The 15,291-nt window shown below is 70.0% G+C and carries 11 protein-coding genes; 4 read left to right on the top strand and 7 right to left on the bottom strand.

Annotated features, from left to right (window positions below):
* Positions 1–13 precede the first annotated feature (13 nt).
* The 5 genes from mscK to Tchl_RS00155 all read right to left on the bottom strand — a co-directional run bounded on the left by mscK (position 14) and on the right by Tchl_RS00155 (position 7,246).
* Positions 14–3,349 carry a mechanosensitive channel MscK gene (gene mscK, locus Tchl_RS00175; RefSeq protein ID WP_075146619.1) on the bottom strand — a complete coding sequence of 1,112 codons (3,336 nt, stop codon included), beginning with the start codon at positions 3,347–3,349 and terminating at the stop codon, positions 14–16.
* A gap of 190 nt (positions 3,350–3,539) precedes the next feature.
* Entirely contained in the window at positions 3,540–3,932 is a 393-nt protein-coding gene (locus tag Tchl_RS00170) for a hypothetical protein (protein ID WP_075146618.1), read from the bottom strand.
* Between the two features lie 138 nt (positions 3,933–4,070).
* Positions 4,071–4,970 carry a radical SAM protein gene (locus Tchl_RS00165; protein WP_075146617.1) on the bottom strand — a complete coding sequence of 300 codons (900 nt, stop codon included), beginning with the start codon at positions 4,968–4,970 and terminating at the stop codon, positions 4,071–4,073.
* A gap of 61 nt (positions 4,971–5,031) precedes the next feature.
* Positions 5,032–6,123 carry an FUSC family protein gene (locus Tchl_RS00160; protein WP_075146616.1) on the bottom strand — a complete coding sequence of 364 codons (1,092 nt, stop codon included), beginning with the start codon at positions 6,121–6,123 and terminating at the stop codon, positions 5,032–5,034.
* A 106-nt stretch (positions 6,124–6,229) separates the two neighbouring features.
* On the bottom strand, positions 6,230–7,246 hold the full coding sequence (locus Tchl_RS00155; protein WP_075146615.1) for a class I SAM-dependent rRNA methyltransferase: 1,017 nt from the start codon (positions 7,244–7,246) through the stop codon (positions 6,230–6,232).
* 107 nt (positions 7,247–7,353) lie between these two features.
* Between Tchl_RS00155 and Tchl_RS00150 the strand changes: the two genes are divergently transcribed.
* From Tchl_RS00150 to Tchl_RS00140, 3 genes are all read left to right on the top strand, one after another.
* On the top strand, positions 7,354–7,986 hold the full coding sequence (locus tag Tchl_RS00150) for a LysE family translocator (protein ID WP_075146614.1): 633 nt from the start codon (positions 7,354–7,356) through the stop codon (positions 7,984–7,986).
* Between the two features lie 10 nt (positions 7,987–7,996).
* Positions 7,997–9,175 carry an MFS transporter gene (locus tag Tchl_RS00145; RefSeq protein WP_075146613.1) on the top strand — a complete coding sequence of 393 codons (1,179 nt, stop codon included), beginning with the start codon at positions 7,997–7,999 and terminating at the stop codon, positions 9,173–9,175.
* Between the two features lie 150 nt (positions 9,176–9,325).
* Positions 9,326–10,336 carry an MBL fold metallo-hydrolase gene (locus Tchl_RS00140; RefSeq protein ID WP_075146612.1) on the top strand — a complete coding sequence of 337 codons (1,011 nt, stop codon included), beginning with the start codon at positions 9,326–9,328 and terminating at the stop codon, positions 10,334–10,336.
* 46 nt (positions 10,337–10,382) lie between these two features.
* Here Tchl_RS00140 and gpmI read toward each other — a convergent pair whose 3' ends face one another.
* Positions 10,383–12,044, bottom strand: a complete 1,662-nt coding sequence (gpmI, locus tag Tchl_RS00135; protein ID WP_075146611.1) for a 2,3-bisphosphoglycerate-independent phosphoglycerate mutase — start codon at positions 12,042–12,044, stop codon at positions 10,383–10,385.
* A 403-nt stretch (positions 12,045–12,447) separates the two neighbouring features.
* Here gpmI and katG point away from each other — a divergent pair, with 403 nt between their 5' ends.
* Complete coding sequence (katG, locus tag Tchl_RS00130; RefSeq protein WP_075146610.1) at positions 12,448–14,622, top strand: catalase/peroxidase HPI; 2,175 nt, start codon at positions 12,448–12,450, stop codon at positions 14,620–14,622.
* Between the two features lie 67 nt (positions 14,623–14,689).
* Here the strand turns inward: katG and Tchl_RS00125 are convergent, their stop codons facing one another.
* On the bottom strand, positions 14,690–15,220 hold the full coding sequence (locus Tchl_RS00125; RefSeq protein ID WP_075146609.1) for a M48 metallopeptidase family protein: 531 nt from the start codon (positions 15,218–15,220) through the stop codon (positions 14,690–14,692).
* Between the last annotated feature and the right edge of the window lie 71 nt (positions 15,221–15,291).

Below are 15,291 nucleotides of genomic sequence, written 5' to 3'. Positions count from 1 at the left end.
CTCCTTTCCGGCCTCACTGCCCGCTGCCGCTGCCCTCGCCCGCCGGTGGCGGCATCACCGTCTGCAGCTTCGCTTCCCTGCCGTCGGCGACGCTGCGGATGTGGACGTCCATCTGGTTGAAGGCGATCTCGATGCCGTGTTCCCGGAACAGGCGGTCGATGGCGCGGTTGATCTCGTCGATCGCGGCGTTGCGGTCGACGAGTTCGCGCACGTGGATGCGCAGTTCATGGTCCAGGGTGCTGGGGCCGAAGGCGAGAAAGAGCGCCAGCGGGGCGGGTTCGTCGAGCACGCGCGGGTTGTCTCCGGCGATCTGCAGCAGCAGCCGGCGGGTCAGTTCCAGATCCGAACCGTAGGCCACGCCGACCCTGACCGTGACCCGGGTGACGGTGTCGGTCAGCGACCAGTTGATCAGCTGCCCGGTGATGAAGGCCTTGTTGGGGACGATGATTTCCTTGCGGTCGAAGTCGGTGATCGTGGTGGCGCGGATCTGGATGCGGCTGACCGTGCCCGACACGTTGCCGATGGTGACGACGTCGCCGATCCGTACCGGGCGCTCGAACAGGATGATCAGGCCGGAGACAAAGTTGGCGAAGATCTCCTGGAGGCCGAAACCCAGCCCCACCGACAGCGCCGCCACCAGCCACTGGAGCTTGTCCCAGCTCACCCCGAGGGCGCCGAAGGTGGCGACGATGCCGACGCCGGCGATCACGTAGGACAGCAAGGTGGTGGCCGCGTAGGCGCTGCCCTGCGCCAGCTTCATGCGCGACAGCACCAGCACTTCGAGCAGGCCGGGCAGGTTGGCGGCGAGGATGAAGGCGATGCCGCCGATCAGCAGCGCGCCGAGCACATCGCGCAGGCTGATCGGGGTGCCGCTGCTGCCGTCGGCGGCGGTGAATTGATAGAGGACGATGTTGTCGAGGTAGGCGAACACGGTGATCAGGTCGGCCCACACCCAGTACAGGGCGACGAGCAGGGCGCCGAGCAGGCCGAGGCGGAGCAGGCGCAGCGACTGCTGGTTGATCTTGTCGACGTCGAGGCTGGGGCTGTCGGCAATGTCGTCGCCGTCGGCGCCGATCCGGCCTTCGTGTTCGGCGGCCTCGCGGCGCTCGACCGCGCGCTGATAGACCAGGCGGCGGGCAGCGACTTCGAGCGCGCGGCGGAACATCGCGCCGAGCAGGCGCCAGGCGATCAGCACGAACAGGGTGTCGATCAGGCGCCCGGTGAGCTTCAGCGCGGTGTAGTAGTAGCCGGTCAGGAGCGCGCCGATCAGCGCCAGCGGCATCAGCGCGAGGGCGACCGCGAGCACGGCACGCAGCGGCGAAGGGCGGGTGGCGCTCGACTTGTGCACCAGCAGGCGGCCCATCAGCCAGGCCATCGAGGCGTAGCCGGCGAGCAGGGTGAGCAGGCCGAGGACGTCGTCGGCGAGCCCCTCGGGCTGGCGTTCGGTGATGGTGACGATGGCGACCACGGCGAGCACGACCAGGCCGAGGCGGCGCATGTGCAGGTAGAGCTCGTGGGTCAGCGCCCCGGCGACGTGGAAATGGCGCTCGGCGACGCCGCCCGGCTCGAGCACGCGGTAGGCGGTGTAGAACACCAGCCAGGCTTCGGCCATCTGCAGCAGCGCCGCACCCAGGCTGGCGTTCTGGCCGCGGGCGTCCATCTGCAGCGCCAGCCCGGCCAGCGCCAGCAGCAGGCTCACCGGCAGCGCCAGCAGCACGTTGAACAGGATCGCCAGCGGGGTGTGGAGCTGGCTGTCGCGGCGCACGTAGCCGATGTCGGCGTGCACGCCGTCGAGCCGGGCGCGCAGCCAGCGCCGCCGCCACAGCAGGGTCAGGGTCAGCAGCAGCACCGGCAGGAACAGGAAGGGGCGCGCCTGCAGCCCGGTCCACAGCTCGGTGCTGGCCGAGCGCCAGGGGATCGCGCCGAGCTGGGCCTGGAGCGCGCCGGGCAGGGCCTGCAGCCAGTCGAGGTCGAGCGGACGGTTGCTCGGAATCCAGAACATCTGCTCGTCGAGGGTGGCGCGCAGGGTGTCGGCCGTGCTCTGGAGCTGGCGTTCGTTGAGCTGCAGCGTGATCGATTCGTTGAGCAGGGCGCTGAGTTCACGGTTGAGGCGTTCGAGCAGTTCCGCGCGCGCTGCGAGCAGGGCGCCGAGCTGCTCGCGCAGGGCGCCGTCGGCCTGTTCGGCGGGCGCCTGGGCGAACAGGCGCTCGGCGTAGGTGGCGGGCTGGGCGAGCTGTTCGCGCTGCTTGTTGATCTCGAACTGGTACAGGCGGATGTCGGCGATCTGCGCGGCGAGTTGCGTATCGAGCGCGGGCCGTGGCAGGGCGCGCTTTTGCTCGAGCAGGATGCGCGACAGCAGGAGGCTGCCCTGGAGCACTTCGATCTGTTCGTCGATCAGGCTGCGGTTGCGGTTCAGGCTGTCGAGTTGCTGGCGGGTGGCGAGATTGCGCTGGGTCAGGGTGTTGAGGTGCTCGGTGGTGCGCAGCAGGTAATCCGACAGCTGCTGGTTGGCGGCGGTTTCGCGTGCGAGCAGACTGCCGGCGCTGGCCTGTCCGCCTTCACCGGCGGCCGCCTCCAGCGTTTCCACCGCTTCCACCGCATTGGCGCTGCGCCGGGCGTTGACCGCCGCCTGCAGCACCTGGATCTGTTGCCCCAGGCGCTGCACCTGCAGGCTGGCGAGGTCGTGGCGGGCCTGGCCGAGATCCTGCAGCAGGCTGTTGCCGGCGAGTTCCTCCCGGCGCAGTGCGGTCTGGGCCTCGAGCGCGTGCCATTCCGCGGCGAGCGCGTCGCGCCGCTCGCTGCCGAGCGGGCGGCCGTCGCGGCCGGGCTCGCGGCCGCTCTTGAGCGCGGCCTCGATCGCCGCCATCCGCGCCTGGTTGGCGCTGATCTCGGTCTGGGCGCGCTCCGGGCCGGTGCGCGAGCCCACCAGCAGGGCGTTGGCTTCGTCCAGGTGGTGCTGCCATTCGGCGAGTGCGGCGTTGCGCTCGGCGAGGCGTTGTTCGAGCTGAGCAGGCGAGGTGTCCGCGCCGAATTCGGGGAGGTGGCCGTTGCCGGCCTGCAGGGTGGTGAGCTGGCGCCGGGCGTCGGCGGTGCGCGCCGGCGCGCTGCCGAGCTTTTCCTTCAGGGCGGCGAGTTGCCGGCGGTATTCCGCGGCGGCGGTGAGGTGCTCCAGCGCCTGCTCCAGCGCCTGTTGTGCGCTGCGGTGCTCGGCTTCGGCGAGCTTGCGTTCGGCGAGGGTGTCGAGGCGGGTGCGCACGTCCGCAGCGGCAGGCGGCACGGGCGCCTGGGCGGCGGCCTGCAGCGACAGCAGGGGAAGCAGCAGGAGGACGAGGAGGCGGAGAAGGTGCATGGAAGAGCCGCAGCGGAAAGCGGGTAGCGGAAGGCGGGTTCCGGGCTGGCGGGGCGGCAGGAAGGGCGGAGAGAGGGGCGGAGTTTACCCGCTTGGCCGCGGGCTTCGGTAAAACCGGATCGTAAGCAATGTTCACTGCCGCCCCTGCCCGCCCCGGCGTTCGGCGGCGCGTCCGCCTGCGGGTGTGGGGCTACGCCATGCGGCATTCGCTGGCGAGGGGTTTGTGGGTCCTGCCGTCGAGCAGCACGCTCTTCCAGGGCAGATCGATCCATACCAGGCCGCTGGAATGGTCTTCGAAACGCGGCAGGCCGGAGTGGGAGGGGTCGCGTTCGAGCCGGTAGCGTCGCCCCTGCCAGTCGATCTGGATACGGTGGTTGACGGCGGCCTGGACTTCACGGTGCACACCGACGCGCTGCCCGTGCTCGCAGTCGTAGCGGCCGCTGGCGAGGTCGAAGTCGAGCTGGCCGTCGCGGTGCGCGGTGATGGCGGCGGGGGCCTGGGCTGCGGCGGGCGGCGGCGGGGTCGCGCACGCCGACAGGATGAACGGGGAGGCGACGAGCGCGAGCAGCGATAAACGGGTCATTTTCGAGTCCTCACCGTTGCAGGGGCGGGTGGGTTCGGGGCAGATCGTGGCGGCCGATCGGGCTTCGATACCGAACTTCGATATTAGTCCAGGGGCTGTGCCAAGGGTAAGGGGGCGGGCCTTGATCGGTGGCGGGCGCTACAGGCTGCGTGTCCAGGACGGGCGCAGGGGCGCCGCCTTGGGGTGTTCGAGGGCGGTGCCGATCTCGGCCAGCAGGCGTGCCTTGTCGGCGCCGAGGGTGCCCTTGAGCACCAGCGCATTGGAGATGTGGTCGGCACGGAACACGGTGCGTCGCAGCTCCAGCGCGGACAGGAAGCGTTCCATCTCGCGGAACAGGCCGTGCTGCGCGAGGGGCTGCCATTGCGGCCAGGCCTGGCGGAAGCGGGTGCCGCCGCCGTGCAGGGTGAGCACCAGCGTCGACAGGTATTCGGGCTGGGTGGCGTTGGCGAGGCGGGCGGAGTGCTCGGCATGCTGGGTGCTGAGCGCTTCGCCGCCGAGGCCGTTGAGGATCATCACCGAGCGGCTGATGCCGGCGTCGCCGAGCTTGTCGAGGGCGGCGCGCGCGGAATCGAAGGTTTCGCCCTTGTTCACCCGGGCGAGGACTTCGTCGTCGCCCGATTCGGCGCCCAGATAGGCGAGCTTGAGGCCGGCTTCGGCGAGCGCCCGCAGCTCGGCGACGGACTTGTTCTTGAGGTTGCGTGCCAGGCAGTAGCTCGACACCCGGTGCACCGATGGCAGATGGGTGCGGATCGCCTCGAGGGTGGCGAGCAGGCGCCGCGTCGACAGCACCAGGGCGTCGCCGTCGGCGAGGAACACGCGGCGGATGCGGCTGCCGTAGCGTTCGGCGCTGCGGCGGATGCTGTCCAGTACTTCGGTCTCGTCGCGGGGGCGGAAGCGCTTTTGCGGCGCGGTGTACATTTCGCAGAAGCTGCACCGGTTCCACGAGCAGCCGTCGGTGAGCGGCAGGATCAGCGAATCGGCCTCACTCGGCGGGCGGAACAGGGGTTCGACGTAGCGGATTGGCGAGCTCGGGAACAAGACGGTCTCCGGGAAACAGGCGGGTGATGACAGGTGCAGGGCGGCGGACGTGCCAGGCGGTTCAGCGTATGAGGCGCGACGGCGTCAGGCGGCGCAGCTGGCGGCCGACGACGGCGCGGAAGCGCGGGCTGTGGAGGCAGGCCGCGCCGGCGAGGCCGACGATGCAGCCGAGCACGGTGTCGATGAAGCGGGCCTCGATCAGCACCGCGGGCGCCGCCTGCCCGAGGGTGGCGGCTTCGGCGAGGAAGATCGTCAGCGGGGTGATGAAGATCACCGCGAAGCCGTAGTGGCGGACCACGGTGGTCTCGATGACGAAGACGAGCACGACCATCAGCAGGGCGATGCTCCACGGCCCCAGCGCCAGCAGCAGGCCCCAGGACAGCAGCAGGCCGATCGCGGTGCCGAGGACGCGGTGCAGCTGCTTGTCCCACACCGCACGCAGGGACACGCCCTGGATCACCGCGAGGCAGCTCACCGGCACCCAGTAGGGGCGTTCGAGCTGCAGCGCCTGGGCCAGCGCGAGCGAAATGCCGACGAAGGCGCCGATCACGACGGCGTCGAAGACGACGAAGTCGAAGCTCGGCGGCGGGCGCGGCGGCACCGCTTCGGCCGCCCGCAGGCGCAGGCTGTAGAGGCTGTAGAAGAAGGCGATCAGCACCGCGAGCAGCGCGCCCATGCTCAGCAGGCCGACCTTGAGCGGCACCTCCAGCACTTCGCCCGGTGAGAAGGCGCCGATCGCCGCGGCCATGATGAAGAACAGGCTGCCCGGCGGTCCGAGGCCGTAGTAGCGGCACACCATGGTGGCCAGGATGGCGATGAAGATCAGCACCCAGGTCATCAGCAGCGGAAAGAAATGGCTCATCACCCCCAGGGTGAAGCAGGCCGCCATGCCGAAGCTGCAGGCCATCAGCCACACCATGCGGTGCGACAGCGGGGTGTTGGGCAGATACAGGAACACGAGCCCGCCCAGCATCGAGATCAGGCCGTAATCCATGTGCCCGAAATACACCCCGATGAGCAGCGGCAGGCCGGTGGCGAGCGCCGCCGCGACCGGCATCTGCCAGAGGCGGTCGCTCGGGTTGATCGCCGTCAGCTGCTGCAGTTCGCTCTGCAGCAGGCGCTTCAGGCGGTGCCAGCGGTGGGCCTGGGTCATGGCTAGTGCTGATGAGTCGGCATGTTGGGGTCGGCATTCCTGATCCGCTTGCGCAGCGTGCGATTATCGCCGCAGCGCGGCGCCGCGGCCAGGGCGGCGCGGCCGCTCACACCCGCAGCAGCAGCACTTTCAGCGGCGGATTGCCGTCGATGCTGGGGAAGTCCGCTTCGGGGGCGATCCACTGTGCCTCGCGCAGCGCCCGTCCGGCCTTGCGCGCGCTGCGTTCGAGCTGCTCGAGCCAGGCGTCGCGGTGCACCTGGGCGACGTTGTTGCAGCAGATCAGGGTGCCGCCTTCGGCGGTGGCGAGCAGGGCGGGCTTGAACAGGGCGGCGTAGTCCTTGATCAGGTCGACCACCCCGAACGGGCTTTTGGCGTAGCGCGGCGGATCGAGGAAGACGAGCTCGAAGCGCTGCGGCTCGAGCACGGGAAACGACGGCAGGTGCTTGCCGCGCACCATCTTCGGCTGGCCGAGGCCGGCGTACTGGCGCAGGGCGGCGAAGGCGTCGGACTTGATGAAGCGCAAGCGGATCGGCAGCGCGTTGAGGCGGGCGTTGTCCTTGCCGACGGCGAGGCTGGATTCGGCGAAGTCGACATTGACGACGTGGCGCGCGCCGGCCTTCGCGGCGGCGACGCCGACGCCGCAGGTGTAGGCGAAGACGTTGAGCAGCGACTTCCCCGCTGCCTCCTCCATCACCCGCCGGCGCGCCGCGCGCAGGTCGAGGAACAGCCACGGGTCCTGCCCGCCGTGGCGCGCCTGGAAGCGGTAGCGCACGCCGAGTTCGCTGAATTCGCCGGGTTCTTCGGCCCGCGCCTGGTGCTCGGGCGGGAGCGCATTGGCGATGCGCGAGTGCCTGCCGCTGCGGTCGTTCCAGACCAGCGCCAGGCCGGGCAGCGCGGCGGCGTAGAACGCCTGCAGTTCGGCGAGGTGCCCGGGCTCGAGCGGGCGGTGGAAGGTCTGGACCAGCAGGGTGGCGCCGTAGCGGTCGACGGTGAGGCCGGGTGCGCCTTCGGCGGTGCCGTGGAACAGGCGGTAGGCGTCGGTCTGCTCGGCGGCGAGCCGTTCGATCAGGGGCGCGCGGGCGGCGAGGGCGGCGGCGAGCAGGTCGGTGAGGGACGAGGACATGGGGCACTCCGGCGCTGGGCGCGCCAGTATGCCCGAGTGCGGGGGCGTGCGCGCCGCTGCCCGAACGGGTGTGCTGCGGTATCCTCCGCCTTTCGCCGGGAAAAATCATGAATGAAATATTCTCACTTGCAGGGATCGTCGGCGTCCTCATCGTCGGCACGGTCAGTCCCGGGCCCAGCTTCGTCATGATCGCGCGCACCGCGGTGTGCGCCGGCCGCGTGAACGGGCTCGCGGCGGCGGTCGGGATGGGCCTCGGCGGCGTCGTGTTCGCGGTCGCGGCCCTGGTCGGGCTGCAGGCGGTGCTGGTTTCCGTGCCCGCCCTGTACGTCGCCCTCAAGATCGGCGGCGGAATCTACCTGCTCTATCTCGGCGTGATGATCTGGCGCGGGGCGAAGCAGCCCCTGGCGGCGCAGGCCGCGCCCGGAGACGGCGGCGGCGGCGCGCTGCGATCGCTGCTCCTGGGGCTGGGCACCCAGCTCAGCAACCCCAAGGCCGCGATCGTGTACGCGAGCGTTTTCGCCGCCTTCCTGCCGAATGGCGCCGTGCTCGCGGTCGGCATCGCGATCACCGCCCTGGTGTTCGTCATCGAGACGACCTGGTATGCCCTGGTCGCGGTGATGCTTTCGGCCGCACAGCCGCGCCGCACCTACCTGTGCTGCAAGAGGTGGATCGACCGCGCCGCGGGTGGGGTGATGGCGGCGCTGGGGCTGAAGCTGGCGTCCTCGGCGCATTCGCTGTGAGGGCGAACGGGTGAAAAAGAACCTCTGGCTGCTGGCGATCGCGCAGGGCCTGTTCCTGACCAACAACGTGGTCTTCATCGCCATCAACGGGCTGGTCGGGCTGCGCCTGGCGTCGGTCCCCTGGATGGCGACGCTGCCGGTGATGGGCTACGTCGTCGGCGGCGCGCTGTCGACCGGGCTGGTGGCGCGCAGCCAGCAGCGCTGGGGGCGCAAGGTCTCGTTCCAGCTCGGCCTGCTGGTCGCCTTCCTGAGCGTGCTACTGTGCGCGTTCGCGCTCTCGGTCGGGAGCTTCTGGCTGCTCGTCGCGGGCACGGTGGTCGCCGGCTATTACAGCGCCAACGGCCAGCTCTACCGCTTTGCCGCGGGCGAGCTGGCGCCGCCCGCGTTCCGCGAAAAAGCGGTCTCGCTGGTGCTGGCGGGCGGCCTGATCGGGGCGGTGGTCGGCCCCAACCTCGCCAACCACACCCGCGACACGCTGGGAATGCCGTTCCTCGGCTCGTATCTCGCGCTCGCCGCGGTGGCGCTGGCGTCGATGGCGGTGATGGCCGCGATCCGCTTCCCGCCCGAACCGGCGCGGGTCGGCAGCGCGGCGTCCGGCCGTGCGCTGGGGGCGATCGCGCGCCAGCCCGAGTTCATCGTCGCCACCGCCGGGGCGGCGCTCGGCTACGGCGTCATGAACCTGCTGATGGCGGCGACGCCGCTGGCGATGGATGTGTGCGGGATGCCCTTCGCCGATGCCGCGCTGGTCCTCGAATGGCACGTCATCGGCATGTTCGCGCCGGGCTTCTTCACCGGCCACCTGATCAAGCGCTTCGGGGTGCTGAGGATCATGGGGGCGGGCGTCGTGCTCAACGCGGCGTGCATCGCGGTTGCGCTCTCCGGGCAGGACCTGCACCACTTCCTGGTCGGGCTGTTCCTCCTCGGGGTGGGCTGGAACTTCCTGTTCACCGGCAGCACGACGCTGGCGATGCAGGCCTACCGGCCGGAAGAAAAGGACAAGGCCCAGGCCGCGATCAACTTCGCCGTGTTCGCGACGATGGCGCTGACCTCGTTCGCTTCCGGCGCGCTGGTGACGACCCAGGGGTGGACGCTGCTCAACCTCGGCTCGCTGGTGCCGGTCCTGCTCACCGGCCTCGCCCTGCTCTGGCTCGGCGTGCGCCGGCGCCGGCAGGCGCGCCCGGCGGCGTGAGCGGACGCGCGCGCACCCGGCCCGGTGCCGCGCGCGGCGCTGAGCCGGCACCGCGTCCGGGCGCTGACGCCGGGCGGCGTTGCCGATCCGGGGCTATGATGCGGGCCGGGCCGGAGGTCCGTTTCCCCTCGTTCCGTTGGAGATCCCCCGATGCGCGCTCATTTTCGTTTCACTCCCGTTCGCCGCCTGCTGGCGGTCGCTGCGTTCGGACTGGCGGCTTCGGCTGCCGGCGCCCAAGGCGTGCCGCCGCCACCTTCGGTCCAGGTGCCCGGATTCTTCCACCAGGCCCTCGGCGGGCATACGGTCACCGCCCTCTATGACGGCTATGTCAGGCTTGCGCCGCAGCTGCTGCAGGGGCTCGAGGCGAAGGAAATCCAGACCCTGCTCGCGCGCAGCTTCCAGGCCGGCGAGGACGGTGTGCAGACCGCGGTCAATGCCTACCTGGTGCATGACGGGAACAACCTGATCCTGGTGGACGCCGGCGCGGCGCGCTGTTTCGGCCCGAGCATGGGCCATCTCGTCGACAACCTGCGGGCGGCGGGCTACCGCCCCGAAGAGGTCGATACGGTGCTGCTGACCCACCTGCACCCCGATCATGTTTGCGGCCTGGTTTCGGCCGAAGGCCAGGCCGTGTTTTCGCGCGCGACGGTGTGGGGGGCGAAACAGGATGCGGACTACTGGCTCGATCCCGGCGCCGCCGCAACGGCGCCCGAAGCGCGCCGGGCGTTCTTCGGGATGGCGCGGGCGGCGCTTGCGCCGTACGTGGAACAAGGCCGGTTCCGGACCTTCGCCAAGGGCGAAACCGAAACCCTGCCGGGCGGGATCGGCGTCGTCCCGACCCCCGGGCACACGCCGGGGCACGTGTCGTACCTGCTGCAGTCGGGGGCCGAGCGCCTGCTGATCTGGGGCGACATCATCCACGCCCATGGGGTCCAGTTCGCCCGCCCCGTCGTGTCGATCGAATTCGATGTGGACCCGGCGCAGGCGGTCCGCTCCCGCGCGGCCATCCTCGCCCGGGCGGCGAACGAGGGCTGGTGGGTTGCCGGCGCGCACCTGCCCTTTCCCGGGCTGGGCCGCGTGCGCCCGGAGGCGACCGGCTACGCCTGGGTGCCGGTGGAGTACGGCCCGCTCCGGGAAGGCGGGGCGCAACAGGGCAAGTAAGGACAGGAAAGCCGGATGGGGGCGGATCGGCGGGCGGGGCCGGAGCTTACCCGCCCCGGCTCACGACGAGCAGGCTGTCGTCCCACTTCGGGTGCTTGTCGAAGCCGAGCAGGTTGGCGACCGTGGCGGCGATGTTCGACAGGCCGGCGCACTCGGTCGGCTGCAGGCCGAGCCGGCCGCCGCTGACCTTGTCGTAGAGGATCAGCGGCACCGGGTTGAGGGTGTGCGCGGTCTTGGCCTTGAACGAGCCGTCGGGGTTGAGCGCCGGCTGCTTGGTCTTCTTGTCGAGCTCGAACATCTCGTCGGCGTTGCCGTGGTCGGCGGTGATCAGCGCCACCCCGCCGGCGGCGTCGATCGCCGGCAGCAGGCGCGCCAGCGCCAGGTCCACCGCCTCGATCGCCATCGTCGCGGCGCGGAAGTGGCCGGTGTGGCCGACCATGTCGCCGTTGGCGTAGTTGCAGCGCAGCACCCGGTACTGGCCGGAGCGCAGCGCGGCGATCATGGCGTCGGTGATCTCGGCCGCCTTCATCCACGGCCGCTGCTCGAAAGGCACGACGTCGCTGGGGACTTCCTGCCAGGTCTCGCCCTCGAACTTGTTCGAGCGGTTGCCGTTCCAGAAATAGGTGACGTGGCCGAACTTCTGTGTCTCGGAGCAGGCGAACTGGGCCAGCCCCGACTTGCTGAACCACTCGGCGGAGGTGTCGGTGATCGCCGGCGGGGCGACCAGGAAACGCTTCGGCAGCTGCAGGTCTCCGTCGTACTGGAGCATGCCGGCGTAGGTGACCTTGGGGGTGCGGACGCGGTCGAAGGCGGTGAAATCCGCTTCGACGAAGGCGCGGGTGATCTCGATCGCGCGGTCGCCGCGGAAGTTGTAGAACACCACCGCGTCGCCGTCCTCGATGGTGCCGACCGGCTTGCCCTCGTCGGCAATGACGAACTCGGGCAGGTCCTGGTCGATGGTGCCGGGGTGCTGCGCGCGCAGGCCATGCACCGCATCGCCGGCGCTGGCGAATTGCGGGCCTTCGCCGAGCACGTGGGTGCGCCAGCCGCGCGCGACCATCGCCCAGTTGGCCTCGTAGCGGTCCATGGTGATGGTCTGGCGCCCGCCGCCGGAGGCGATGCGGGCGTCGAAGCCGGCGCCGCTGACGTCCTGCAGGAAGGCCTCGAAGGGCAGCACGTAGTCGAGCGCGCTGGTCTCGGGCACGTCGCGGCCGTCGAGCAGGGCATGGATGCGCACCGTCGCCACGCCTTCTTCCTTCGCGCGCAGCACCATCGCCCTGAGGTGGTCGATGTGGCTGTGCACGTTGCCGTCGGAGAACAGGCCGATGAAGTGGAGGGTGCCCGCTTTGCCGTTCGCGCCGGCCTTGGCGCCGGCGACGATCTGTTGCCAGGCCTCGCCCTGCCAGATCGCGCCGTCGGCGATCGCGTTGGCGACCAGCGCCGCGCCCTGCGCATAGACCTGGCCGGCGCCGATGGCGTTGTGGCCGACCTCCGAGTTGCCCATGTCGTCGTCCGAGGGCATGCCCACCGCGGTGCCGTGGGCGCGCAGGGTGATGTTGGGACACTCGGCGAACAGGCGCTCGAGGGTGGGCTTGCGCGCGGCGTCGATCGCGCTGCCGACGTGGTGCTTCGGAATGCCGTAGCCGTCCAGCACGATGACGACGACGGGGCCGTTGACGCCCGCGAAGGCGGGGAATTTCTGCAGCATGGTCGCTTCCTGAAGGAGAAATCCGGGGCCGGTCCGGCAGGCGGGGTGCAGAACCGGCGAGGCCGGTATTTTCCTTCAAATCGGCGATGGAATTTCATGCGTCGTTTTTTCCGCGCAATGGAAGGTCCCGCGGGAAGGTATCCGCGCCCCGCCCGGCGACGGCTACGGTCCGGTTCCCGGTCTTCCCGCCGCAGGGTCTGCGGACGCAGGCGGAGAGGGCACATAGTCCTTCGCGATGATGCTGATTGCTTCAACGGTGAGCGATCTTTGCTACCCTGATTCTGTAGGCGGATCGCTCGCTTGCCGTGGTGGCGGGTCAGCAGTCGCCCCCGGCGGGGTTTTTCCGCACAGCGGATTCGTCATTTTCGATCACCGTCCAACGCAGCCAGAGAAGGAGAACCACATGAGCGAGAACAGCACGAACACCGCCGGCCAGTGCCCGGTGATGCACGGCGGCAACACCGCCGCGGCGAATTCGGTGATGGCGTGGTGGCCGAAGGCGCTGAACCTGGACATCCTCCACCAGCACGACCGCAAGACCAACCCGCTGGGCGCCGGCTTCGATTACCGCGAAGAGCTGAAGAAGCTCGACGTCGATGCGCTCAAGCAGGACCTGAAGGCGCTGATGACCGACAGCCAGGACTGGTGGCCGGCCGACTGGGGCCACTACGGCGGCCTGATGATCCGCATGGCCTGGCACGCCGCGGGCACCTACCGCATCGCCGACGGCCGTGGCGGCGCGGGCACCGGCAACCAGCGCTTCGCCCCGCTCAACTCCTGGCCCGACAACGGCAACCTCGACAAGGCGCGCCGCCTGCTGTGGCCGATCAAGAAGAAGTACGGCAACAAGCTGAGCTGGGCCGACCTCATCATCCTCGCCGGCAACATGGCCTACGAGTCGATGGGCTTCAAGACCTTCGGCTTCGCTTTCGGCCGTGAGGACATCTGGCATCCCGAGAAGGACACCTACTGGGGCTCGGAGCGCGAATGGCTCGCCCCCAGCGGCAGCGAAGGCTCGCGCTACTCCGGCGAGCGCGACCTCGAGAACCCGCTCGCTGCGGTGATGATGGGCCTGATCTACGTGAACCCGGAAGGCGTCGATGGCAAGCCCGATCCGCTCAAGACCGCTCACGACGTGCGCGTGACCTTCGCCCGCATGGCGATGAACGACGAGGAGACGGTGGCGCTCACCGCCGGCGGCCACACCGTGGGCAAGGCGCACGGCAATGGCAGCGCGGTCAACCTCGGCCCGGCGCCGGAAGGGGCTGAGCTGGAAGAACAAGGTCTGGGCTGGATCAACCACGCTACCCGTGGTATCGGCCGCGACGCGGTGACCAGCGGCATCGAAGGCGCATGGACCTCGCAGCCGACGAGATGGGACAACGGCTACTTCGACATGCTGTTCAAGCACGACTGGTGGCTGCAGAAGTCGCCCGCCGGGGCCTGGCAGTGGGAGCCGGTGAACATCGCCGAAGAAGACATGCCGGTGGATGTGGAAGACCCGTCCATCCGCAAGAAGCCGATCATGACCGACGCCGACATGGCGATGCGCTTCGACCCCGAATACCGGAAGATCGCCGAGCGTTTCCGAAATGACCAGGCCGCGTTCGAAGACGCCTTCGCCCGCGCCTGGTTCAAGCTGACCCACCGCGACATGGGCCCGAAGGCGCGCTACCTCGGCCCCGACGTGCCCGCCGAGGACCTGATCTGGCAGGACCCGGTGCCCGCCGGCCGGACCGACTACGACGTCGCCGCGGTGAAGGCGAAGATCGCCGCCGCCGGCTTCTCGGTCGGCGAGCTGGTCGCCACCGCGTGGGACAGCGCGCGCACCTTCCGCGGCTCGGACTACCGCGGCGGCGCCAACGGTGCGCGCATCCGCCTCGCCCCGCAGAAGGACTGGGAAGGCAACGAGCCGGCGCGGCTGGCGAAGGTGCTGGCGGCGTACCAGAAGATCGCCGCGGAGACCGGCGCCAGCGTCGCCGATGTGATCGTGCTCGGCGGCAACGTCGGCCTCGAGCAGGCGATCAAGGCCGCCGGCTTCAGCGTGGACGTGCCGTTTGCGCCGGGCCGCGGCGACGCCAGCCAGTCACACACCGACGTCGAATCCTTCGCGGTGCTGGAGCCGGTGCATGACGGTTTCCGCAACTGGCAGAAGAAGGACTACGTGGTCCAGCCCGAGGAGATGCTGCTCGACCGTGCCCAGCTGCTCGGGCTGACCGCGCCCGAGATGACCGTGCTGGTCGGCGGCCTGCGGGTGCTCGGCACCAACTTCGGTGGCAGCCGGCATGGGGTATTCACCGAGCGCGTCGGCGCGCTGAGCAACGACTTCTTCGTCAACCTGACCGACATGGCCTACAGCTGGAAGCCCACCGGGCGCAACAGCTACGACATCGTCGAGCGCAAGAGCGGGGCGAAGAAGTGGACCGCGACCCGCGTCGATCTGGTGTTCGGCTCCAATTCGATCCTGCGCGCCTACGCCGAGGTCTATGCCCAGGACGACAACCAGGAGAAGTTCGTGCGCGATTTCGTCGCCGCGTGGACCAAGGTCATGAACGCCGACCGCTTCGATCTGCGCTGACCCGGCCGTCGTCGCAGCCCCGTCCCGCCCACCCCGTGCAGCTGCGCGGGGTGGGCGGTTTCGTTTCCTACGCCCCCCACAGCGCCTCGCCGCCCGCCGCGCGGTAGGCGAGGTAGGCGCGCAGGTCGAACTCGTACTGGTGGTAGTCCGGTTCCAGGTGCAGGCAGAGCTGGTAGAAGGCCTTGTCGTGATCGCGCACACGCAGGTGGGCGAGCTCGTGCACCACGATCATGCGCAGGAAGGCCTCCGGCGCCGCGCGGAACAGGGTGGCGATGCGGATCTCGCGCTTGGCCTGGAGGCGCGCGCCCTGCACGCGCGAGACCGCGGTGTGGGTGCCGAGCGCGTTGCGGATCACGTGCAGGGTGTTGTCGAAGCGCACCTTGGCGAGCGGCGGCGCGCTGCGCAGGTGCGCGGCCTTGAGCGCCTGGACGTAGTCGTGGAGCGCACGGTCGGAACGCACGTCGTGCGCCTGCGGATAGCGCCGGCGCAGCGCGTCGGCGAAGCCGCCCTGTTCGATCAGCGTTGTGACCTGATGCACCAGCGCCGGCGGGTAGCCGGCGAGGGAGTCGGGGGGGCGGCGGTGTGCGTGGGTGGACATGGTCGGTGCTCGGATGAGGGGCGGGCGTTGATGCTGCAGCGCCGGGCCGCTGACGACGTGGGCAGCTGCGC

The sequence above is a fragment of the Thauera chlorobenzoica genome (assembly GCF_001922305.1).
In the GTDB taxonomy this organism is placed as follows: Bacteria; Pseudomonadota; Gammaproteobacteria; order Burkholderiales; family Rhodocyclaceae; genus Thauera; species Thauera chlorobenzoica.
This window is presented reverse-complemented; position numbering and strand designations above follow the sequence as displayed.

What these genes read in the sequence shown, in the direction of transcription:
- gpmI (WP_075146611.1), bottom strand. Translation starts at nt 12,044, where the DNA reads ATGCTGCAGAAATTCCCCGCCTTCGCGGGCGTCAACGGCCCCGTCGTC.
- katG (WP_075146610.1), top strand. Translation starts at nt 12,448, where the DNA reads ATGAGCGAGAACAGCACGAACACCGCCGGCCAGTGCCCGGTGATGCAC.
- Tchl_RS00160 (WP_075146616.1), bottom strand. Translation starts at nt 6,123, where the DNA reads ATGACCCAGGCCCACCGCTGGCACCGCCTGAAGCGCCTGCTGCAGAGC.
- Tchl_RS00140 (WP_075146612.1), top strand. Translation starts at nt 9,326, where the DNA reads ATGCGCGCTCATTTTCGTTTCACTCCCGTTCGCCGCCTGCTGGCGGTC.
- mscK (WP_075146619.1), bottom strand. Translation starts at nt 3,349, where the DNA reads ATGCACCTTCTCCGCCTCCTCGTCCTCCTGCTGCTTCCCCTGCTGTCG.
- Tchl_RS00155 (WP_075146615.1), bottom strand. Translation starts at nt 7,246, where the DNA reads ATGTCCTCGTCCCTCACCGACCTGCTCGCCGCCGCCCTCGCCGCCCGC.
- Tchl_RS00125 (WP_075146609.1), bottom strand. Translation starts at nt 15,220, where the DNA reads ATGTCCACCCACGCACACCGCCGCCCCCCCGACTCCCTCGCCGGCTAC.
- Tchl_RS00170 (WP_075146618.1), bottom strand. Translation starts at nt 3,932, where the DNA reads ATGACCCGTTTATCGCTGCTCGCGCTCGTCGCCTCCCCGTTCATCCTG.
- Tchl_RS00150 (WP_075146614.1), top strand. Translation starts at nt 7,354, where the DNA reads ATGAATGAAATATTCTCACTTGCAGGGATCGTCGGCGTCCTCATCGTC.